15 protein-coding genes and 4 tRNA genes are annotated in these 21,749 nt (G+C 60.6%); 17 read left to right on the top strand and 2 right to left on the bottom strand.

The features are described 5' to 3' along the window. Positions 1 to 316 precede the first annotated feature (316 nt). Entirely contained in the window at positions 317 to 598 is a 282-nt protein-coding gene (locus tag B0B13_RS19545) for a hypothetical protein (protein ID WP_237573837.1), read from the bottom strand. Positions 599 to 1,513: 915 nt separating this feature from the next. On the opposite strand from B0B13_RS19545, the gene B0B13_RS13430 reads away from it, so the two are divergent. From B0B13_RS13430 to rplL, 12 genes are all read left to right on the top strand, one after another. Next, entirely contained in the window at positions 1,514 to 2,371 is an 858-nt protein-coding gene (locus B0B13_RS13430; protein ID WP_139337429.1) for a hypothetical protein, read from the top strand. Positions 2,372 to 2,592: 221 nt separating this feature from the next. Then, positions 2,593 to 2,678 (top strand) — tRNA-Tyr (locus tag B0B13_RS13435). A gap of 36 nt (positions 2,679 to 2,714) precedes the next feature. Next, positions 2,715 to 2,788, top strand: a tRNA-Gly gene (locus B0B13_RS13440). Between the two features lie 15 nt (positions 2,789 to 2,803). After that, positions 2,804 to 2,878 (top strand) — tRNA-Thr (locus B0B13_RS13445). A 62-nt stretch (positions 2,879 to 2,940) separates the two neighbouring features. Further along, a complete protein-coding gene (gene tuf, locus B0B13_RS13450) occupies positions 2,941 to 4,131 on the top strand; it encodes an elongation factor Tu (RefSeq protein ID WP_076785645.1) in 1,191 nt (396 codons plus the stop codon). Between the two features lie 55 nt (positions 4,132 to 4,186). Continuing rightward, a tRNA-Trp gene (locus B0B13_RS13455) sits at positions 4,187 to 4,262 on the top strand. A 39-nt stretch (positions 4,263 to 4,301) separates the two neighbouring features. Beyond that, positions 4,302 to 4,682, top strand: a complete 381-nt coding sequence (gene secE / locus B0B13_RS13460) for a preprotein translocase subunit SecE (protein ID WP_076785654.1) — start codon at positions 4,302 to 4,304, stop codon at positions 4,680 to 4,682. 1 nt (position 4,683) lies between these two features. Then, positions 4,684 to 5,241: a transcription termination/antitermination protein NusG gene (nusG, locus tag B0B13_RS13465; protein ID WP_013434764.1), complete on the top strand. Its 558-nt coding sequence runs from the start codon at positions 4,684 to 4,686 to the stop codon at positions 5,239 to 5,241. A 141-nt stretch (positions 5,242 to 5,382) separates the two neighbouring features. After that, positions 5,383 to 5,814 carry a 50S ribosomal protein L11 gene (rplK, locus tag B0B13_RS13470; RefSeq protein ID WP_041753253.1) on the top strand — a complete coding sequence of 144 codons (432 nt, stop codon included), beginning with the start codon at positions 5,383 to 5,385 and terminating at the stop codon, positions 5,812 to 5,814. Next, a complete protein-coding gene (gene rplA, locus B0B13_RS13475; RefSeq protein WP_076785653.1) occupies positions 5,815 to 6,510 on the top strand; it encodes a 50S ribosomal protein L1 in 696 nt (231 codons plus the stop codon). Between the two features lie 310 nt (positions 6,511 to 6,820). Continuing rightward, positions 6,821 to 7,318 (top strand): 50S ribosomal protein L10, encoded by a 498-nt coding sequence (gene rplJ, locus B0B13_RS13480; protein ID WP_076796827.1) that lies wholly within the window; start codon positions 6,821 to 6,823, stop codon positions 7,316 to 7,318. A gap of 76 nt (positions 7,319 to 7,394) precedes the next feature. Further along, entirely contained in the window at positions 7,395 to 7,775 is a 381-nt protein-coding gene (gene rplL / locus B0B13_RS13485) for a 50S ribosomal protein L7/L12 (RefSeq protein ID WP_076785651.1), read from the top strand. A 40-nt stretch (positions 7,776 to 7,815) separates the two neighbouring features. On the opposite strand, the gene B0B13_RS18080 is transcribed toward rplL, so the two are convergent. Next, a complete protein-coding gene (locus tag B0B13_RS18080) occupies positions 7,816 to 8,019 on the bottom strand; it encodes a hypothetical protein (protein WP_139337013.1) in 204 nt (67 codons plus the stop codon). A gap of 124 nt (positions 8,020 to 8,143) precedes the next feature. Here B0B13_RS18080 and rpoB point away from each other — a divergent pair, with 124 nt between their 5' ends. From rpoB to recQ, 5 genes are all read left to right on the top strand, one after another. Then, on the top strand, positions 8,144 to 12,256 hold the full coding sequence (rpoB, locus tag B0B13_RS13490) for a DNA-directed RNA polymerase subunit beta (protein ID WP_076785650.1): 4,113 nt from the start codon (positions 8,144 to 8,146) through the stop codon (positions 12,254 to 12,256). 21 nt (positions 12,257 to 12,277) lie between these two features. Then, positions 12,278 to 16,528: a DNA-directed RNA polymerase subunit beta' gene (gene rpoC / locus B0B13_RS13495; protein ID WP_076796828.1), complete on the top strand. Its 4,251-nt coding sequence runs from the start codon at positions 12,278 to 12,280 to the stop codon at positions 16,526 to 16,528. A gap of 622 nt (positions 16,529 to 17,150) precedes the next feature. Next, positions 17,151 to 19,082, top strand: coding sequence for a type III effector HrpK domain-containing protein (locus B0B13_RS13500; protein ID WP_235090213.1), 1,932 nt, complete (start codon positions 17,151 to 17,153; stop codon positions 19,080 to 19,082). 20 nt (positions 19,083 to 19,102) lie between these two features. After that, positions 19,103 to 19,600: a GNAT family N-acetyltransferase gene (locus B0B13_RS13505; protein WP_076796829.1), complete on the top strand. Its 498-nt coding sequence runs from the start codon at positions 19,103 to 19,105 to the stop codon at positions 19,598 to 19,600. A gap of 115 nt (positions 19,601 to 19,715) precedes the next feature. After that, entirely contained in the window at positions 19,716 to 21,566 is a 1,851-nt protein-coding gene (recQ, locus tag B0B13_RS13510) for a DNA helicase RecQ (RefSeq protein WP_076785647.1), read from the top strand. The last annotated feature ends 183 nt before the right edge of the window (positions 21,567 to 21,749 follow it).

Here is a 21,749-nt window from a genome sequence, read left to right on the forward strand (position 1 = left end):
TAGCCACCAAATCTCATTTTTACTGGATGATGTGCTTGATTATGCCGTCCTAGTGGCTACGAGGCGGCATTTCGCAGCGCTGAACGGGTGGCACGCTTGGCTGTAGCGGCCTCGCGCTGCCTGCCTAGAAGAAACTTGGCAAATTTGACTTGCCCTCTTCCTCAGAGGCCGACGGGGTTTTTAGCAAAGTTCCTTTAAACCAATTTCATGAAAAGCGGCAGGAGCGTCCGCTGCTGCTCGATGTTTCACGCTGGACAGCGACAATCATCTTGGCCGGCGTGTTGCCTCATGGGATGATGTTACTCTCGGGTAATTGTCACTCTCCGGTCTTTTTCGATGAAGGCTGGTGCTGCATAGCAGCGCCAGCCTTCATCGCGTCGGCATCACCCAGTATTCTGGCTACCAGTTCTCTGGCGCGGTTCGATCGCCATGCCTTCACGCGGCGCTGCACAGTGCGCAGCTGCGCGCCGGAATACATCGCCGGCGCCATGGCGACGAGACGCTCATGTAGCTTCTTGGCCGTGATGCCGGGCTCAGTTTCCAGCCATTGCTGTATCGTCGGCCACGTATGCTCGAATGATCTTCTCGGCTGCGCCAAGTGTGAGGCACGCGCGCCTTTCGCTGATGCGTCGCTCTTACCTCGCCGTCCTGCCACGCTGTGCCAAGACTCGCCAGAAATCCGCGAGAGGAACGCGAGCAGGTGTGCTTGCCTGCGTCGGCGCCAAGCCGGATTCACTACATTGTGCGACGCGCTGTTGCGCTTCGCGCATGCGGCTCAACAGCTCCAGTGGGTCGAGCGCTCGAAACTGAGCGCAGCACGTGCTCGAGCGGCGTCAACGGCGCTTCATACCGCTTCATGACCCTCGCGCCATGACGTGTCTTCGATTTCAGCTTAAATGAAGGCTGAAAGAAGTTAATGTACAAACGTGACACTTCGTAAAGGCAAGCAAGGGTTTGCGTCGCTTCAAGTCCGCGTAACCGGCCATACCCGACGAGGCGGCGCACGACTGATCCATTCTTTTGTTCGACCCACGCCTGGTCATTCTTCTTATACGCACGAGAGCGTGCCAGCTCGATGCCCGTTGTCTTGCAGCCGCCTCGTCATCAGTCGTCCCCGCCAGCATTCTGACGGGTAACAAATTACATGAGGCAACAGGCTCCGCTCGGTAGCAAAAAACCTGAGTCAATGCGGCCCGACGCTAGGTCGATCATCCATGGCACTCGCCCCTGTCTGGACATCTCCATTCTGTCGCAGAATACTCGTAGAGACGATGCGAAGGCGACATTTAATAAACGAATTCGGTGTGAGCGTCGAGATCCGTATGCATTCCCATCCGTCGCGGCAAGTGCCTTATCAGACAAGCCTATGAGCCCTATACCGCAGCCGTTGTCGCACTGTCCCCCACTGGGCCTCCCAATCTTTGTGCGTTAGCAGACCGAGGCTGCGAAGGCGGTTAAGCAACGATCTGTATCGGATAACGTAAATCCGGCTCAACGAAAAGGAGATGAAAAAATGAAGGCGGTGTCGATTGCGATTGCGGCCATTACTGTTGGAATCCTAACAGGATGTAACAGCGGGCTGACAGAGGTTTCACCTTCAGCAGCCAATAGGAGCGCCAATGCCGGAAGCGGTCCGAATGGCGGGCATACGGGCAGCCGTCCGGGTAATGACGGCAATCGGCCCGTAGTGAGCCTTGCGCAAGGATACTACGTGGGCATGACGACGCCGGGTCAGCGAGAGGTGGGTATCGTTCGGGATGACGGCGTGTTCTGGATTGCCTACGACCGCGGCACGCCGGGATTGGGCGGCTTTGTCAGCGGCACCAGTACGACGAGCGGCACGCAGGCCAGCGGCACGTTCACCTCGACGGACGCGATCCGCTATGACTTCGCGCAGCGCACGAGCGACGCGGAACGGGTAGACGCAAATTATGTGTACAAGGACTGCCTGTGCGGCCGCAGCACGAATGCGTCGGGTACGGTGGGGGTGGAGTTCGGCTCAACCTACCAAGGGCTGTACGAGCGGCAGCCGACGCTCGCGGCGTTAGCTGGAACGTACAGTGACGGGGTCGCGCAAACGCTGGTGGACGATCAGGGTGTCACGTTGCAGATCGATGCGGGCGGCACGCTGAACGCCCGGACGGCCAATGCGTGCACGCTGACGGGTATGTTTCAGCCGCGCACGGTGGGCAACCTGTACGACGTGACGGTCACGGCCGGGCCCGCGCCTTGCGCGACACCCGGCACAGTGTATGCGGGCGCGGCGGTGCTGGACAGTGGCAAGCTGCTGGTGATGGCCACCGATGCCTCACGTCAGGCCGCTCTGGTGCTAACGGGTACGCGCGCGACGGCCGCACCGGCTCTTCAATGAGTCGCGCCTCAAACCGGTGCTCCGACACGGCGAATTCGCTGCACCGGAACACCGGTAACCGTCGGCGATACGCATATCGCTTGCCTTCGGCACCCGCGTAGTTGACAATTGCTATCTTGCCGGAAGGCGAACGACTGACGGTCACCAAGTACCAGGTCGGCGGGTGGGTGCAGGGCAGTTGACACTTGCAACTAATTAGCCGATAATCGTCAGTTCTCTGCGGAGGGGTGCCCGAGTGGCTAAAGGGGGCAGACTGTAAATCTGTTGGCTTACGCCTACGTTGGTTCGAATCCAACCTCCTCCACCAGAATTTTACGGCAGCGGTACTGGGTGGAAGCACCTCGCGGGTGTAGCTCAATGGTAGAGCAGAAGCCTTCCAAGCTTACGACGAGGGTTCGATTCCCTTCACCCGCTCCAGCGTTTCAGATGTTCGCCCATGTGGCTCAGTGGTAGAGCACTCCCTTGGTAAGGGAGAGGTCGGCAGTTCGATCCTGCCCATGGGCACCAGCAAGTGTCGGTGATGCGTTTGCGCGCGGCGCAACGGACCAAATTCCTGTTAGGAGTCGAATATGGCCAAAGGCAAGTTTGAACGGACCAAGCCGCACGTGAACGTGGGCACGATCGGTCACGTTGACCATGGCAAGACCACGCTGACGGCGGCGATTGCGACGGTGCTGTCGTCGAAGTTTGGCGGCGAAGCGAAGAAGTACGACGAGATTGACGCGGCGCCGGAAGAGAAGGCCCGTGGCATCACGATCAACACGGCGCACATCGAGTACGAGACAGAGCAGCGTCACTATGCGCACGTGGACTGCCCGGGTCACGCGGACTACGTGAAGAACATGATCACGGGTGCGGCGCAGATGGACGGCGCAATCTTGGTGGTGTCGGCCGCAGACGGCCCGATGCCGCAAACGCGTGAGCACATTCTGCTGGCGCGTCAGGTGGGCGTGCCGTACATCATCGTGTTCCTGAATAAGTGCGACATGGTGGACGACGCAGAGCTGCTCGAGCTGGTGGAAATGGAAGTGCGCGAGCTGCTGTCCAAGTACGAGTTCCCGGGCGACGACACGCCGATCATCAAGGGCTCGGCGAAGCTGGCGCTGGAAGGGGATAAGGGCGAGTTGGGCGAGGCGGCGATCCTGAGTCTGGCCGATGCGCTGGACACGTACATTCCGACGCCCGAGCGTGCGGTGGATGGCACGTTCCTGATGCCGGTGGAAGACGTGTTCTCAATCTCGGGTCGTGGCACGGTGGTCACCGGGCGCGTGGAGCGCGGGGTGATCAAGGTCGGCGAGGAAATCGAGATTGTGGGCATCCGTGACACGACGAAGACGACGTGCACGGGCGTGGAGATGTTCCGCAAGCTGTTGGACCAGGGCCAGGCCGGGGACAACGTGGGTATTCTGCTGCGTGGCACTAAGCGCGAGGATGTGGAGCGTGGTCAAGTGCTGGCCAAGCCGGGCACGATCACGCCGCACACGCACTTCACGGCGGAAGTGTACGTGCTGAGCAAGGATGAGGGCGGGCGCCACACGCCGTTCTTCAACAACTACCGGCCGCAGTTCTACTTCCGCACGACGGACGTGACCGGCTCGATCGAGTTGCCCAAGGACAAGGAAATGGTGATGCCGGGTGACAATGTGTCGATCACGGTCAAGTTGATCGCGCCGATCGCGATGGAAGAAGGCCTGCGCTTTGCGATCCGCGAAGGCGGCCGTACCGTCGGCGCCGGTGTCGTCGCCAAAATCATCGAGTAAGCCAGTTATTCGATGATCACGATAGGGGCGGCGGTTGCCGCCTCAACAGGGTTTTAGGGGTATAGCTCAACTGGCAGAGCGTCGGTCTCCAAAACCGAAGGTTGGGGGTTCGATTCCCTCTGCCCCTGCCACTACAGCGCCGCTTATGCGGCGCGTTCGTTTAAGGTGTTATGGCGAATCCATCCGTCGAAACTGTGAATACCGCAAGCGACAAGCTCTTGCTTGCGCTGGGCGTATTGCTCGTGATCGCCGGGATCGCCGGGTTCTACCTGCTGGGTACGCACGAGTGGTATGTGCGTGGTGCGGCGCTGGTGGTCGGCATTGCCGCGGGCATCGCGGCGGCGCTCGCCTCTGCGTCAGGCAAGGGTTTTATTGCATTCGCGAAGGACTCGTACCGCGAGGTGCGCAAGGTCGTGTGGCCAACCCGCAAAGAGGCTGGCCAGACGACGTTGGTCGTATTCGGTTTCGTGCTCGTGATGGCGATCTATCTTTGGGTTAGCGATAAGACCATCGAATGGGTTATCTTCTCGCTAATTCTAGGTTGGAAATGATATGAGCGATAGCGCAGCGTCATCGGGTGGAAAGCGTTGGTACGTCGTGCACGCCTACTCCGGTATGGAGAAAAGCGTGCAACGTGCGCTTCAGGAGCGCATTGAGCGTGCTGGCATGCAGGATAAATTTGGCCAGATCTTGGTCCCGACCGAAGAGGTCGTCGAGATCAAGGGCGGGCATAAGTCGGTCACCGAGCGCCGGTTCTTTCCGGGCTATGTGTTGGTCGAAATGGAAATGACAGACGAAACCTGGCATTTGGTGAAAAATACCGCCAAAGTGACCGGTTTCGTTGGCGGCGCACGGAACCGTCCGAGCCCGATCTCGCAGCGCGAAGTCGACAAGATCATGTCGCAAATGCAGGAGGGCGTCGAAAAGCCGCGGCCGAAGACGCTGTTTGAGGTCGGGGAGCTGGTTCGCGTCAAGGAAGGTCCGTTCACAGATTTCAACGGTAGCGTCGAGGAAGTCAATTACGAGAAGTCGCGCGTGCGTGTCTCGGTGACGATTTTTGGTCGCGCGACGCCGGTTGAGCTTGAGTTCGGCCAAGTTGAGAAGGTCTGATATGGGTTTCGTGCGTGACGCAACGCGTCACGCGGCAAAGTGTTGACAGCCCGCTTCATTGGCTGTTGAGGAGCGCTGGTACGGTTTGCCGGAAAGCGCGTTATCACTCACCGAACGCCAGGCGTTCACCCGAGGTTTCAAATGGCAAAGAAAATCATCGGCTTTATTAAGCTGCAGATTCCTGCAGGTAAAGCCAATCCGTCGCCGCCCGTCGGCCCGGCGCTGGGTCAGCGTGGCCTGAACATCATGGAGTTCTGCAAAGCGTTTAACGCGCAAACGCAGAGCCTCGAGCCGGGTCTGCCGACGCCGGTCGTGATTACCGCCTATGCGGACAAGAGTTTTACGTTCGTCCTGAAGACGCCGCCGGCAACCGTGCTCATCAAGAAGGCGGCGAAGGTCGACAAAGGCTCGAGCAAGCCGCACACGGACAAGGTGGGCAAGATCACGCGCGCACAAGCCGAAGAAATTGCCAAGACGAAGATGCCGGATCTCACCGCAGCCGACCTCGATGCGGCGGTTCGTACGATCGCTGGCAGCGCCCGTTCGATGGGCATTACCGTGGAGGGTGTGTAAATGGCCAAGGTTTCAAAGCGCCTGAAGGCACTGGAAGGCAAGGTCGATCACCTGAAGCTGTATCCCGTGGACGATGCGCTCGCGCTCGTGAAGCAATGCGCGACCGCTAAGTTTGATGAGTCGATCGATGTCGCGGTGCAGCTCGGTATTGACGCGAAAAAATCGGACCAAGTGGTGCGTGGCTCGGTTGTGTTGCCGGCCGGCACCGGCAAGAGCGTGCGCGTTGCCGTGTTCGCGCAAGGCGACAAGGCGGAGCAGGCAAAAGCCGCGGGCGCGGACATCGTCGGGATGGAAGACCTGGCTGAGCAAGTGAAGGCGGGTAATCTGAATTTCGACATCGTGATCGCGTCGCCGGATACGATGCGCGTGGTGGGTACGCTCGGCCAGATCCTGGGTCCGCGCGGCTTGATGCCGAATCCGAAGGTGGGCACGGTCACGCCGGACGTGGCGACCGCGGTGAAGAACGCGAAGGCGGGGCAGGTGCAGTTCCGTGTCGACAAGGCCGGGATCATCCATGCAACGATCGGCCGCGCGTCGTTCGAACCGACCGCGCTGAAGTCCAACCTTGCCGCGTTGGTCGACGCGCTGCAAAAGGCGAAGCCGGCGACGAGCAAGGGCGTTTATCTGCGCAAGATCGCGGTGTCGAGCACGATGGGCGTCGGTGTGCGCGTCGACTCGAGCACGGTTGTCGCGTAACGATCGATAACGCGGCGAGATGCGACGATGGTCGCGCTTCGCCGCACACAGGCTTTGGGCGGTTGTGTCGTTGCTGTGGGACGACGCAGCCGGTTGTCAAAGACCGTTGGCGGAAGGGTGGTTGTATCGCCTGACCTTAATCAGAAGCCAACGCAGATGGCGAACCCGAAACAGTTTTGCAGAATGGAAACCGGGCACTGTGACAGGTGTACCGGCGGAAATACTCCTAACAACCTCGGACGCCGTTTATGAAACGCGGTGCGCGACGTGGTCGGAACGACCCCTAGCGGACCGAATCTGGAGGTTAAACGTGCCACTCAATCGTGAAGATAAGCGGGCCGTCGTGGCTGAGATTTCTGCGCAAGTCGCGAAAGCTCAGACCATCGTGCTGGCCGAATATCGTGGGATTGCGGTTGGCGATCTGACCAAGCTTCGTGCGAAGGCGCGCGAGCAACAGGTGTACCTGCGCGTGTTGAAGAACACGCTCGCGCGTCGCGCGGTCGAAGGTACGCCGTTTGCCCCGCTCGCAGAGCAGATGACCGGTCCCTTGATTTATAGCATTTCGGACGACGCAGTCGCGGCAGCCAAGGTCATCCATGACTTTGGCAGGACCACCGACAAGCTCGTGATCAAGGCCGGCTCCTACGAAGGCAAGGTGATGGACAAGGCTGACGTGCAAGCGCTGGCTTCCATTCCGAGCCGCGAGGAACTGCTCGCGAAGCTGCTGGGCGTCATGCAGGCACCTGTTTCCGGCTTCGCGCGTGCTTTGGCCGCGCTGACCGAAAAGAAGCAGGGCGAGGCGGCCTGACAGGCGGCCGGGCGCAAGCCCGGTTGGCCGCGGATCGTTGGCTGAGAATCCAAATTCCAAGTTAGGAGTATTTTAAATGGCAATCGCAAAAGAAGACATCCTGGAAGCCGTTGGCGCGATGTCGGTTCTGGAACTGAACGAGCTGGTCAAGGCGTTCGAAGAGAAGTTTGGCGTGTCGGCCGCTGCGCTGGCCGTTGCGGGTCCGGCGGGTGCCGGCGGCGGTGCTGCTGCGGCGGCGGAAGAGCAGACCGAATTCACGGTCAACTTGCTCGAAGCCGGTGCGAATAAGGTGTCGGTCATCAAGGCCGTTCGTGAACTGACGGGCCTGGGCCTGAAAGAAGCGAAAGACCTGGTTGACGGCGCACCGAAGCCCGTGAAGGAAGCGGTGCCCAAGGCTGCCGCTGAAGAAGCGAAGAAGAAGCTCGAAGACGCTGGCGCAAAAGCTGAAATCAAATAACTTTCGGCATTTTGCGCGAAGGGCTGGCGGTTTCGGACCGTCAGCCTTTTTGCGCTTTGTGAATCTGGCGGGCGCCATGCAGGTCGGGCACCGCGATGATCGCCAGAGAAGTCAAAGAAAAGGTCACCGTGCAGAGCACATGCCCTTTTCTTTGTCTTCTGAAGCGACTGCAGAAGGCAAGTTTGGTCGGGTAGCGGGCAACATGGGCATCCGCTGCCGTCAGCCAGCGGTTGGTAGCGGCCAACCACCAAGCTTCTTGGTCCGTTCGAGCGTTTGGACGGCCACAGGGTCTCAGTCGGTGAACACTCGGGCAATCCGGTTCACTGCTGTCGGAGCAATGAACCACCCCGCCGTGATTCGGAGATCGTATGCACTATTCCTTCACCGAGAAGAAGCGTATTCGCAAGAGTTTCGCGAAGCGCCCCATCGTTCACCCGGTTCCTTTCCTACTGGCCACCCAGCTTGAATCATTCAGCACTTTCCTGCAAGCGGATGTGCCTGCCACGCAACGCAAGCCGGAAGGGCTGCAGGCTGCGTTCACATCGGTCTTCCCGATTGTCTCGCACAATGGCTTTGCTCGGCTCGAGTTCGTCAGCTATGCGCTGTCGTCGCCGGCGTTCGACGTCAAAGAGTGCCAGCAGCGCGGCTTGACCTATTGCTCCGCGTTGCGGGCAAAAGTTCGCCTGGTGATCCTCGACAAGGAATCGCCGACTAAGCCGGTCGTCAAAGAAGTTAAGGAGCAGGAAGTGTACATGGGCGAGATTCCGCTCATGACGCCGACCGGCTCGTTCGTGATCAATGGCACCGAGCGCGTGATCGTCTCGCAGTTGCACCGCTCGCCGGGCGTGTTCTTCGAGCACGACAAGGGCAAGACGCACAGCTCGGGCAAGCTGTTGTTCTCGGCGCGCATCATCCCATACCGCGGCTCGTGGCTGGACTTCGAGTTCGACCCGAAGGACATTCTGTACTTCCGTGTCGACCGTCGCCGCAAGATGCCGGTGACGATTCTGTTGAAGGCCATCGGCTTGACGCCTGAGCAGATCCTGGCGAATTTCTTCGTGTTCGACAACTTCACGTTGATGAACGAAGGCGCGCAGATGGAATTCGTGCCGGAGCGGCTGCGCGGCGAGGTCGCGCGCTTTGACATCGCCGACCGGGACGGCAAGGTTATTGTCCAGAAGGACAAGCGGATCAACGCGAAGCACATCCGCGACCTCGAGAATGCGAAGACGAAGTACATCTCGGTGCCGGAGGACTACCTGATCGGTCGTGTCCTCGCGAAAAACGTGATCGACGCGGACACCGGCGAAGTGATCGCCAATGCGAATGACGAGATCACCGAGAGTGTGCTCGAGAAGCTGCGCGAAGCGAGCGTGAACGAAATCCAGACGTTGTATACGAACGATCTGGATCAGGGTCCGTACATCTCGTCGACGCTGCGTATCGACGAGACCACCGACAAGACTGCTGCGCGCATCGCGATCTACCGGATGATGCGGCCGGGTGAGCCGCCGACGGAGGAAGCGGTCGAGGCGTTGTTCAACCGTCTGTTCTATAGCGAGGATGCGTACGATCTGTCGAAGGTCGGTCGCATGAAATTTAATCGCCGCGTCGGTCGTGACGAGATTCACGGCCCGATGACACTGACCGACGATGACATCCTCGCGGCGATTAAGATTCTGGTCCAGTTGCGCAATGGCAAAGGCGAGGTCGACGATATCGACCACCTCGGCAACCGCCGCGTGCGCTGTGTCGGCGAGCTGGCCGAAAACCAGTTCCGTGCTGGCCTAGTGCGCGTGGAGCGGGCGGTGAAAGAGCGTCTTGGCCAGGCCGAGAGCGAGAACCTGATGCCGCACGACCTGATCAACTCGAAGCCGATTTCGTCGGCGATTCGCGAGTTCTTCGGCTCGTCGCAGCTGTCGCAGTTTATGGACCAGACCAACCCGCTGTCGGAGATCACGCACAAGCGGCGTGTGTCCGCGCTGGGACCGGGCGGCTTGACGCGTGAGCGTGCTGGCTTCGAGGTGCGCGACGTGCACCCGACCCACTACGGCCGCGTGTGTCCGATCGAAACGCCGGAAGGTCCGAACATCGGCCTGATCAACTCGCTCGCGCTGTACGCGCACCTGAACGAATACGGCTTCCTCGAGACGCCGTACCGGAAGGTGATCGACGGCAAGGTGACCGACCAAATCGACTACCTGTCTGCGATCGAGGAAGGTCGGTACGTGATCGCGCAGGCGAATGCGGCGATCGACGACGAAGGCAAGCTGATTGACGAGCTGGTTTCAGCCCGCGAAGCTGGCGAAACGCTGATGGTCACGCCGGACCGGATCCAATATATGGACGTCGCACCGTCGCAGATTGTGTCGGTGGCCGCCTCGCTGATTCCGTTCCTCGAGCACGATGACGCAAACCGTGCATTGATGGGTTCGAACATGCAGCGGCAGGCGGTGCCTTGCCTGCGACCGGAAAAAGCGGTGGTTGGCACCGGTATCGAGCGTACGACCGCGGTGGACTCCGGCACGACGGTGCAGGCGTTCCGCGGTGGCGTGGTCGACTATGTTGACGCGGGTCGCGTGGTGATTCGCGTGAACGATGACGAAGCGGTGGCGGGTGAGGTCGGCGTCGACATCTACAATCTGATCAAATACACGCGCTCGAACCAGAACACGAACATCAACCAGCGCCCGATCGTGAAGGTCGGCGACCGTGTCGCGCGTGGCGACGTGATCGCCGATGGTGCATCGACGGACCTGGGCGAGCTCGCGCTCGGCCAGAATATGCTGGTCGCGTTCACGCCGTGGAACGGCTACAACTTCGAGGACTCGATCCTGATCTCCGAGCGCGTCGTCGCCGACGACCGTTATACGTCGATCCACATCGAGGAGCTCAATGTCGTGGCGCGCGACACGAAGCTCGGGCCGGAAGAAATCACGCGCGACATCTCGAACCTGGCTGAAGTACAGCTGGGCCGCCTGGACGAATCGGGCATCGTCTACATCGGCGCCGAAGTCGAAGCGGGCGACGTGCTGGTCGGCAAGGTGACGCCGAAGGGCGAGACGCAACTGACGCCGGAAGAAAAGCTGCTGCGCGCGATCTTTGGCGAGAAGGCATCCGATGTGAAGGATACGTCGCTGCGCGTGCCGTCGGGCATGACCGGCACCGTGATCGACGTGCAAGTATTTACGCGCGAAGGGATCCAGCGCGATAAGCGTGCACAGCAGATCATCGATGACGAACTCAAGCGCTATCGGCTGGATTTGAACGACCAGTTGCGCATCGTCGAAGGCGACGCATTCGAGCGGCTGGCGCGGATGTTCGACGGTAAGATTGCGAACGGCGGTCCGAAGAAGCTGGCGAAGGGCGCGAAGATCACGCGCGAATACTTGGATGACCTCGACCATTATCACTGGTTCGACATCCGGCTGGCCGACGAGGACGCAGCGGCGCAACTGGAAGCGATCAAGGAATCGATCGAGCAAAAACGCCATCAGTTTGACCTCGCGTTCGAGGAAAAGCGCAAGAAGCTCACGCAAGGCGATGAACTGCCCCCGGGCGTGCTGAAGATGGTCAAGGTGTACCTGGCGGTCAAGCGCCGCTTGCAGCCGGGCGACAAGATGGCGGGCCGCCACGGGAATAAGGGTGTTGTCTCCAAGATCGTTCCGGTTGAAGACATGCCATACATGGCGGACGGCCGTCCGTGCGATGTCGTGCTGAATCCGCTAGGCGTGCCGTCGCGGATGAACGTCGGCCAGATTCTCGAGACCCACTTGGGCTGGGCCGCAAAGGGCTTGGGTTGGCGTATCGGCGAAATGCTGCAAGCCAAGAAAGCGACGCTAGTGCAGGATCTGCGATCGTTCCTGACAAAGGTCTATAACGAATCGGGTCATCCGGAGTCGATCGACGAAATGTCCGATGATGAAATCGTCGAGCTTGCGCAGAACCTGAAGGAAGGCGTGCCGTTCGCGACGCCGGTGTTTGACGGCGCGCACGAGAAAGAGATTTCGCGCATGCTCGATCTCGCGTTCCCAGATGAGGTGGCGCAGCAGCTTGGGATGACGAAGTCGAAGAACCAGGTGACGCTGTACGACGGGCGCACGGGCGAGGCGTTCGAACGCCCGGTGACGGTCGGCTACATGCACATGCTGAAGCTGCACCACCTGGTCGACGACAAGATGCACGCGCGCTCGACCGGCCCATACTCGCTGGTGACGCAGCAGCCGTTGGGCGGCAAGGCGCAGTTCGGCGGTCAGCGCTTCGGGGAAATGGAAGTGTGGGCGCTTGAGGCGTATGGCGCATCGTATGTGTTGCAAGAAATGCTGACGGTGAAGTCGGACGACGTGACGGGGCGCACGAAGGTGTACGAGAACCTCGTGAAGGGCGACCACGTGATCGACGCGGGGATGCCGGAGTCGTTCAACGTGCTGGTGAAGGAAATCCGGTCGCTCGGTATCGATATCGACCTGGACCGGAACTAATCGGACTACTGGAGAGAAGCGATGAAAGCTTTGCTCGATCTATTCAAGCAAGTCCAACAAGAAGAAATTTTTGATGCGATCAAGATCGGTCTGGCCTCGCCGGACAAGATCCGGTCGTGGTCGTTTGGTGAAGTGAAGAAGCCGGAGACCATCAACTACCGCACGTTCAAGCCGGAGCGCGATGGTTTGTTCTGCGCGAAGATCTTCGGCCCAATTAAGGACTACGAGTGCCTGTGCGGCAAGTACAAGCGCTTGAAGCACCGCGGCGTAATCTGCGAGAAGTGTGGCGTTGAGGTGACGCTCGCGAAGGTGCGCCGCGAGCGCATGGGCCATATCGAGCTTGCCTCGCCGGTCGCGCACATTTGGTTCCTGAAGTCGCTGCCGTCGCGCCTGGGCATGGTGCTCGACATGACATTGCGCGACATCGAGCGCGTGCTGTACTTCGAAGCCTATGTCGTGATCGATCCGGGCATGACGCCGCTCAAGGCGCGGCAGATCATGACCGAAGAGGATTACTACAATAAGGTCGAGGAGTACGGTGATGAGTTCCGCGCCGAAATGGGCGCGGAAGGGGTGCGCGAGCTGCTGCGCTCGATCGACATCGATGCGCAGGTCGAGCAGCTTCGCACCGAGCTGAAGAACACCGGCTCCGAAGCGAAGATTAAGAAGTACGCGAAGCGCTTGAAGGTGCTCGAGGCATTCCAGCGTTCAGGCATCAAGCCGGACTGGATGATTCTCGAGGTGTTGCCGGTGCTGCCGCCGGAGTTGCGTCCGCTGGTGCCGCTGGACGGCGGCCGGTTCGCGACGTCGGACCTGAACGACCTGTATCGTCGTGTGATCAACCGTAACAACCGGTTGAAGCGTCTGCTTGAACTGAAGGCGCCCGAGATCATCGTGCGCAACGAAAAGCGGATGTTGCAGGAAGCGGTCGACTCGTTGCTCGACAATGGGCGCCGCGGCAAGGCGATGACCGGCGCCAATAAGCGACCGCTGAAGTCGCTTGCCGACATGATCAAGGGCAAGGGCGGCCGCTTCCGCCAGAACCTGCTCGGCAAGCGCGTCGACTACTCGGGCCGCTCGGTGATCGTCGTCGGTCCGACGCTCAAGCTCCACCAGTGTGGCCTGCCGAAGTTGATGGCGCTCGAGTTGTTCAAGCCGTTCATCTTCAACAAACTTGAGGTGATGGGCGTCGCGACGACGATCAAGGCGGCAAAGAAGGAAGTTGAAAGCCAGACGCCGGTCGTGTGGGACATCCTCGAAGAGGTGATCCGCGAGCACCCGGTGATGCTGAACCGCGCGCCGACGCTGCACCGTCTGGGGATCCAGGCGTTCGAGCCGGTGCTGATCGAAGGCAAGGCAATCCAACTGCACCCGCTTGTGTGCGCGGCGTTCAACGCCGACTTCGACGGCGACCAGATGGCCGTGCACGTACCGCTGTCGCTTGAAGCGCAGATGGAGGCGCGCACGCTGATGCTCGCGTCCAACAACGTGTTGTTCCCGGCCAACGGCGATCCGTCGATCGTGCCGTCGCAAGATATCGTGCTGGGTCTGTACTACGCGACGCGCGAAGCGATCAATGCGAAGGGTGAAGGGATGACCTTCACCGGCGTGAGCGAAGTCCTGCGAGCATATGAGAACAAAGAAGTGGAGTTGGCCTCGCGCGTGAACGTGCGGATCACCGAGATGGTGGTCAACGAGGATCGCTCCGACGGTGCGCCGAAGTTTGTGCCGAAGGTCTCGCTGTATGCGACCACCGTTGGCCGTGCGATCTTGTCGGAGATCCTGCCGCCGGGTTTGCCGTTCAGCGTACTAAACAAACCGCTGAAGAAGAAGGAGATCTCGCGGCTAATTAACACGGCCTTCCGCCGTTGCGGCCTGCGCGAGACAGTGATCTTCGCTGACCAGCTGATGCAGTCCGGATTCCGGCTGGCCACGCGTGCCGGGATCTCGATCTGCGTCGACGACATGCTCGTGCCGCCGCAAAAGGAAACGATCGTGGGCGAGGCCGCCAAAAAGGTCAAGGAATACGATCGCCAGTACATGTCGGGCCTGGTCACCGCGCAGGAACGCTACAACAACGTGGTTGACATCTGGTCGGCGACGTCCGAGTCGGTCGGCAAGGCGATGATGGAGCAGCTGTCGACCGAACCGGTGGTAGACCGCGGCGGCAACGAGACGCGCCAGGAGTCGTTCAACTCGATCTACATGATGGCGGACTCCGGTGCCCGTGGTTCGGCGGTGCAGATTCGCCAATTGGCGGGCATGCGTGGGCTGATGGCCAAGCCGGATGGCTCGATCATTGAGACGCCGATTACCGCGAACTTCCGCGAAGGCCTGAACGTGCTGCAGTACTTCATCTCGACGCACGGCGCACGTAAAGGCTTGGCGGATACCGCGTTGAAGACGGCGAACTCGGGCTATCTGACCCGTCGTTTGGTTGACGTGACGCAGGACCTCGTGGTGGTCGAGGACGATTGCGGCACCAGCCAGGGCGTGGCAATGAAGGCGCTGGTCGAAGGCGGTGAAGTCGTCGAGGCCCTGCGCGACCGGATTCTCGGCCGCGTCGCGGTGGCCGACGTCGTCGATCCGGAAACCCAGGAGACACTGTACGAATCGGGCACGCTGCTGGACGAAACCGCAGTCGAGGAAATCGAGCGCCTCGGTATCGATGAAGTGCGCGTGCGCACGCCGTTGACCTGCGAAACGCGCTACGGGTTGTGCGCGAAGTGCTATGGTCGCGACTTGGGACGTGGCTCGCTGGTGAACGTGGGCGAGGCGGTCGGCGTGATCGCCGCGCAGTCGATCGGCGAGCCGGGTACGCAGCTGACGATGCGCACTTTCCACATCGGTGGCGCGGCTTCGCGCGCGGCGGTGGCCTCTAGCGTCGAGGCGAAGTCCAATGGTACCGCGCGCTTCACCGCGACGATGCGCTATGTCACGAACGCGAAGGGCGAGCAGATCGTCATTTCGCGCTCCGGCGAAGTGGTCATCGCGGACGATCACGGCCGCGAGCGCGAACGCCATAAGATTCCGTACGGTGCGACGCTGCTGCAGCTGGACGGCGTGCAGATCAAGGCCGGTACGCAGCTCGCGACGTGGGACCCGATGACGCGTCCGATCATCACCGAGTACGGTGGCACGGTGAAGTTCGAGAACGTCGAAGAGGGCGTGACCGTCGCGAAGCAGATCGACGAAGTGACCGGCCTGTCAACGCTCGTCGTGATCGACTCCAAGCGCCGCGGCTCGCAGTCGTCCAAGAGCGTGCGTCCGCAAGTGAAGCTGCTCGATGCGACCGGCGATGAAGTGAAGATTCCAGGAACCGAGCATGCGGTGCAGATCGGCTTCCAGGTCGGTGCGCTGATCACGGTAAAGGATGGTCAGCAAGTCCAAGTCGGTGAAGTGCTGGCGCGGATTCCGACCGAGTCGCAGAAGACGCGTGACATTACCGGCGGTCTGCCACGGGTTGCCGAGTTGTTCGAGGCGCGTTCGCCGAAGGATGCGGGCATCCTGGCGGAAGTCACCGGGACGGTGTCGTTTGGCAAGGACACGAAGGGCAAGCAGCGCCTGGTCATCACGGATCTGGACGGCAATCAGCACGAATTCCTGATCGCGAAGGAAAAGCAGGTGCTTGTGCACGATGGCCAGGTTGTCAACAAGGGCGAGATGATCGTGGACGGGCCGGCTGATCCGCACGACATCCTACGCTTGCAGGGCGTCGAAGCGCTGTCGCGCTACATCGTCGATGAAGTGCAAGACGTGTATCGTTTGCAGGGCGTGAAGATCAACGACAAGCACATTGAAGTGATCGTGCGCCAGATGCTGCGCCGCGTGCAAATCGTCGACAACGGCGATACGCGGTTCATCCCGGGCGAACAAGTCGAGCGTTCCGACATGCTCGACGAGAATGACCGGATGATGGCGGAAGACAAGCGGCCGGCAACCTACGAGAACGTGCTGCTGGGTATCACGAAGGCGTCGCTGTCGACCGATTCGTTCATCTCGGCTGCCTCGTTCCAGGAGACGACGCGCGTGCTGACCGAAGCCGCGATCATGGGCAAGCGCGACGACCTGCGTGGCCTGAAGGAGAACGTGATCGTCGGTCGCCTGATCCCGGCCGGTACGGGGCTTGCGTTCCACAAGGCGCGCAAGAGCAAGGAGACGGCGGATCGCGAGCGTTTCGAGCAGATTGCGGCAGAGGAAGAGCACGCGAGCCCATTCGACTTCGCCACGCCGGAAACGCCGGTCGAGCATCCGCATTCGGGAAACGAGTGACGCATGCTGCCGGCGACAGGTTGCGGCGCCGGCAGCCTCTTGTGACCGCATGACAGCGTGCCCGGCTAGGCACCGCGTGTTGGCAGACTGTCAGCCTGCGGCGCCCGATGGCTGAACACTGAACCCCACGTACGAGAGTGCGTGGGGTTTTGTCTTTATGTGGATCAAAGGAGCGTTCAGCGGTTGGAGATTAGAGGCAAGAGGCAGGGGGCAGGAGGTAGGAGGCAGGAGGCAGGAGGCAGGAGGCAGGAGGTAGGAGGTAGGAGGTAGGAGGTAGGAGGTAGGAGGTAGGAGGTAGGAGGCACGGGGTAGGAAGGCAGGGGGTAGGAGGTAGAGGGTAGGGGGTAGGGGGTAGGGGATCAAAGATCAGGGCCAGCGGACATCGGTCGACAATGAGAAATTGGAATGGGTGCAGTTGGCATCCGGCCTGCCAGGGTCTTCAAGGCGGCGGACGCCAACTGTCACATAGGGCGAGACAGGGATTCGCATCAAGCCACGGCAGTTCGCAGTTTCCGGAGCCTGGTTCGGCGACATGCTGATAATCGATTCACGATCCGTTGCCCCGCAGGGCATGTCTTGCGCACCACTGTTGCTGGCGCGCCACCGAGAGGAGCCAAACTCGATGAATACCTTAGTGCAGCAGTGGAGTGGCCCATGGCTCAACACGGGACTGCAAACTCCTGAAGCCAACGCCAAGGGTGACAAGTTGGACGCACAGAGTGATAAACTCCCGCCTCACTTGAGCCTGTTGGGGCTGTCCTACCTAGATTTGGAGTGGGAAGACTCCGATGTCGAGGACAGCGACTCGGAGACCGATACATGGGCTCCCCCGACGCAGACGGCGCGCGACGGCACGAAAGCGAGCCCGTTCGGCACCGCATCGAATACGCCATCGAGCAGCGAAACATCGGCTTCACCAGCCTTCGGAGACCGCGCCTTTGTAATCCGTGCGCCGTTCGTTACCGTCAACGACGAGCAGGATTGGTCAGACGATGATTCGACCGTCACAGATTGGTCAGACGACGATTCGACCATCGTGGACGGGGCCGACACGAACACTGACACGACAGAATGTGGTTGTGACGACGAGTTTATTCCCGGCGATCCGAAGTATGCCACCCTTGATCATTTCATTGACCAGTACGAAGGTGATGACTTATCGAAGTGGAACGACATGGCCTCGGCCGATCAATGCATCCAGTTGGAGCGCCCGATTGCCGCGATGCAGATTCTGAGCGGCCAAGTCGATGGGGCCACCGATGAGATGAAGCAAGCCGCGCTGCAGTATGTCAACGACAATCCGTCGCTCAAGAGTGCGTTGCAAGGAACCGGTGCATTGAAGGATGATGGAACGGTCGACCAGGGAAAAATGGGCGACTTTTTAAAATCGGTTCATAAGAACCTGGAACAGGCCGATAACAATATCCAGGAGTATATGAAGAAGCACCCAGATGCCGATCCCGATTCGTTGGCAACGGCGCGCTCGGCTGCACTGCTGCAAGCCTACATCGCGATCACCGGCCAGTCCACGGGCCATCAGGATGCCGGTGGCAAGAACCATAACTACAACGGCGGAAAGGGCGGCGGCATGGTGGCGACTAAACAGCAGGTCTCCGATCTACAAAACAACAGCGGTTTCAGCGACGCGCTGAAGAATGCCGCGAAGGCATTGTCGACCAACGGCGGGTTCGACGCGCTTGACCGCGCCGGCGTCGACAAGGCGACGAACAAGGCCGACAACCTGATCAACGACGACAATCTGACTAGTTTCATCAAGGATGAGGCGCCGACGGACGAACAATCCGACCTGAGCTTTTTGAAAGACGCAGGCTTGAAAAACCTCACCGCCAATACCGATATCAGTACGCTGAATCAGGACATCTTCGCTCATCCGGACAAGTACACGGCGGAGCAGAAGGCCGCGGTCATGTGCAAGCTAATGCAGACGCTGATCAACGTGCAGGCCGGCGGTAGCGATCATTTACGCAACGTCGATGAGACAGTTAAAGTGCTCACGCAGGACATCCAGACACTGGCCAATGATCCGGCCGTGGGCGAGTACCTGAAGAAGAAACTGCCGCCCGAAATGGAGAACTTGGCGCAGTTGTTCGAAAAGGCGGGCGGCGGCGCAGCGGACAGTGCGCAAAATGCCGATTCCACCTCCAGCAGCAACGGCTCATCCGGCGCGAATCCGCTCGACATCATCGACACGATCAAGGACGCGGTCAAGGATACCAAGGACATTGGCTCATGGCTGACCCGTGGCGCCGGGGCGGCTGGTGAGGCTGCGGCAGAAACGGGTGAAGTCGCCACCAAGATTGCGACGACCGCTGCCCGCGTCGCGGGTAACGTGGCGGGCGAAGCGGTTGCCGGGATCGTCAGCGCGGTATCGACGGTGCTTGATGCACTCGGGCCAATTGGTGAAATTGCCGGCGTGATCGCAACGATTGTGTCTGCAATCGTCGAAGCGGTGCACAAGAAGCAAAATCAGGAGAAGTTTGCCGATAACGTGAATCCGACGCTGCAGCAATTCGGCATTCCATTGCCAACCTAATTCGCTGTTTGAACCAGATTATGCGACGAATCGTGTATCACCGCAGCGACGAGGTCATGCGTTTCGTCGCCGCGGCAACGGGCGAGACGAGCTACCACGACTGCACGACGATCGGGCTCGAAAAAGACGGCGATATCGTGGCTGGCGTGGTGTACCAGGGGTATAACGGCCCGAACGTGCTGATGCACTGCGCGATGCTGGAATCGCGTCATCTGCTGACGCCGGCGTTCCTGTCGGCGGTCTTTCTGTATCCGTTCGTGGTGCTCAACTGCCGGCGGGTGACAGGGTTGGTGCGCGCGGATAACCTGCGTGCGCAGCGGCTCGACGAGCACCTAGGTTTTCGGCGTGAAGGCCTCATGCGCGAGGGTGCCGGAGATGGCACGGATTTCATCCTCTATGGCATGCTCAAGCAGGAATGCCGCTTCCTGCGCGGACGATATTTACAGGCACTGCACAATGAGCTGGGGCTGGCCATGCCGGGGCCGGCGCAGGCCCGGCGCGCCGAACTGCCCAAGTGACTACTGGACGGCGGCCTGCATCGGCCATCGGGCAGATATCGCTTCCCGCGCGTGATTGGTAAAATGCACTGATCCGAACGCGCACGCTGCGTGCCGTTCCCATCCGTGGAGTTGCATGTCCCGCTGTCTTGCGTTGCTTAAAGAGGTCTTCGGCTATCCGGCGTTTCGCGGGCCGCAGGCCGATATCGTCGAACATGTCGCAGCGGGGCACGACAGCCTCGTGCTGATGCCCACCGGTGGCGGCAAGTCGTTGTGCTACCAGATTCCCGCGCTGGTGCGTCACGAAGCCGGCCTGGGCGCTGGCATCGTGGTGTCGCCGCTGATCGCGTTGATGCAGGACCAGGTCGCGGCGTTGACCGAGGCGGGGGTGCGGGCGGCCTATGTGAACTCGGCGCTCACCGCAGCCGAGGCGGCGGCAACCGAGCGCGCGTTCACGCGCGGTGAGTTGCAATTGTTGTACGTTGCACCGGAGCGACTGCTGACGGAGCGGTTTCTGGAACTGCTCGCGCGCAGCCGGATAGGGTTGTTTGCGATCGACGAAGCCCACTGCGTGTCGCAGTGGGGCCATGATTTTCGGCCCGAATACATGCAGCTATCCGCGTTGCATGAGCGTTTCCCGCAGGTGCCCCGCATCGCGTTGACCGCGACGGCGGATGCGCTCACGCGCGAGGAAATCATCGAGCGGCTCGCGCTGAACAACGCTCGGGTGTTTATATCGAGTTTCGATCGGCCGAACATTCGTTACCGGATCGTCGAGAAGGACAACGCGCGTGTGCAATTACTCGACTTTATCCGAGCCGAGCACACCAACGTGGACGGCACCACTGATTCGGGCATTGTCTATTGCCTGTCGCGGCGCAAGGTCGAGGAGACGGCCGACTGGCTCGTGCAGCAGGGGCTGCGCGCGTTGCCGTATCACGCCGGCATGGACGCGCAGCTTCGCCAGCGGCACCAGCAGGTCTTTCAGCGCGAGGAGGGGGTCGTAATGTGCGCGACAATCGCGTTTGGAATGGGGATCGACAAGCCGGATGTACGCTTCGTCGCGCATCTAGACCTGCCTAAAAGCATCGAGGGCTACTATCAGGAAACCGGCCGGGCCGGCCGCGATGGTCTCGCATCCAACGCATGGATGGCCTACGGGCTGGGCGACGTCGTGCAACAGCGCAAGATGATCGACGAGTCCGAGGCCGACGAGCTGCACAAGCGAGTGCAAACGGCGAAGCTCGATGCGTTGCTTGGGTTGTGCGAGACGGCTGGATGCCGGCGCGTGCATCTGCTCGGCTATTTTGGCGAAACGGGCCAGCCATGTGGCAACTGTGATACCTGCCTGGAGCCGCCGGCAACCTGGGACGGCACGCGTGAGGCGCAGATGGCGCTCTCGTGCGTGTACCGTGCGCAGCGGGCCAGCGGCTTTGGATTTGGCGCGGGCCACTTGATCGACATATTGCGTGGCAATGCAACCGAGCGCGTCAAGCAGCGAAGGCATGACGCGTTAAGCACTTTTGGTATCGGCGCGGCGTTGTCAGAGGCACAATGGCGGGCGATTTTCCGTCAGTTGATTGCGCTCGGCCTGCTTGCAGTCGATCACGGAGGCCACGGCGTGTTGGTGCTCACGGAGGCGAGCAAGCCGGTGTTGAAGGGGGAGCGCAACATCACGCTGCGCCGATATGCTAAACCCAAACGGGTGCGCGAGGCGGATGGCGCGCGTCGCGGCGAGCGCACCGATCCGACCGCCGGTATGTCGCCACGCCAGCGTGCGCGCTGGGACCGGTTGCGCGCCTGGCGCAGCGAGACGGCCAAGGCCGATGGCGTGCCGGCCTACGTGATTTTTCACGATGCGACGTTGGCCGAACTGGCCCGCAGCGCGCCGGTTTCACTCGATGAGTTGCGCGGCGTACCGGGTCTGGGTGCGCGCAAATTCGAGCGCTTCGGTGACGAGCTGCTCGACGTGATCAACGACGATTGACGGCGGTAGTCGCTCCGCCGGCGTGATCTAATGCACGCAAACTGTTGACGTACTTGCAAATTTTGGATTACTATGCCAGGTTCCGGTATTCGGCGGAAGTGCGCTCGCGTCGCTGGTCGCCCTCTGTGTCACTGTGGGCCGGTCGATGGTTAGCATGGCGGGCACGGCACCATCGCCGCCGAT

Origin of the sequence: Burkholderia sp. b14 (assembly GCF_900156195.1) — a bacterium.
Lineage (GTDB): Bacteria > Pseudomonadota > Gammaproteobacteria > Burkholderiales > Burkholderiaceae > Mycetohabitans.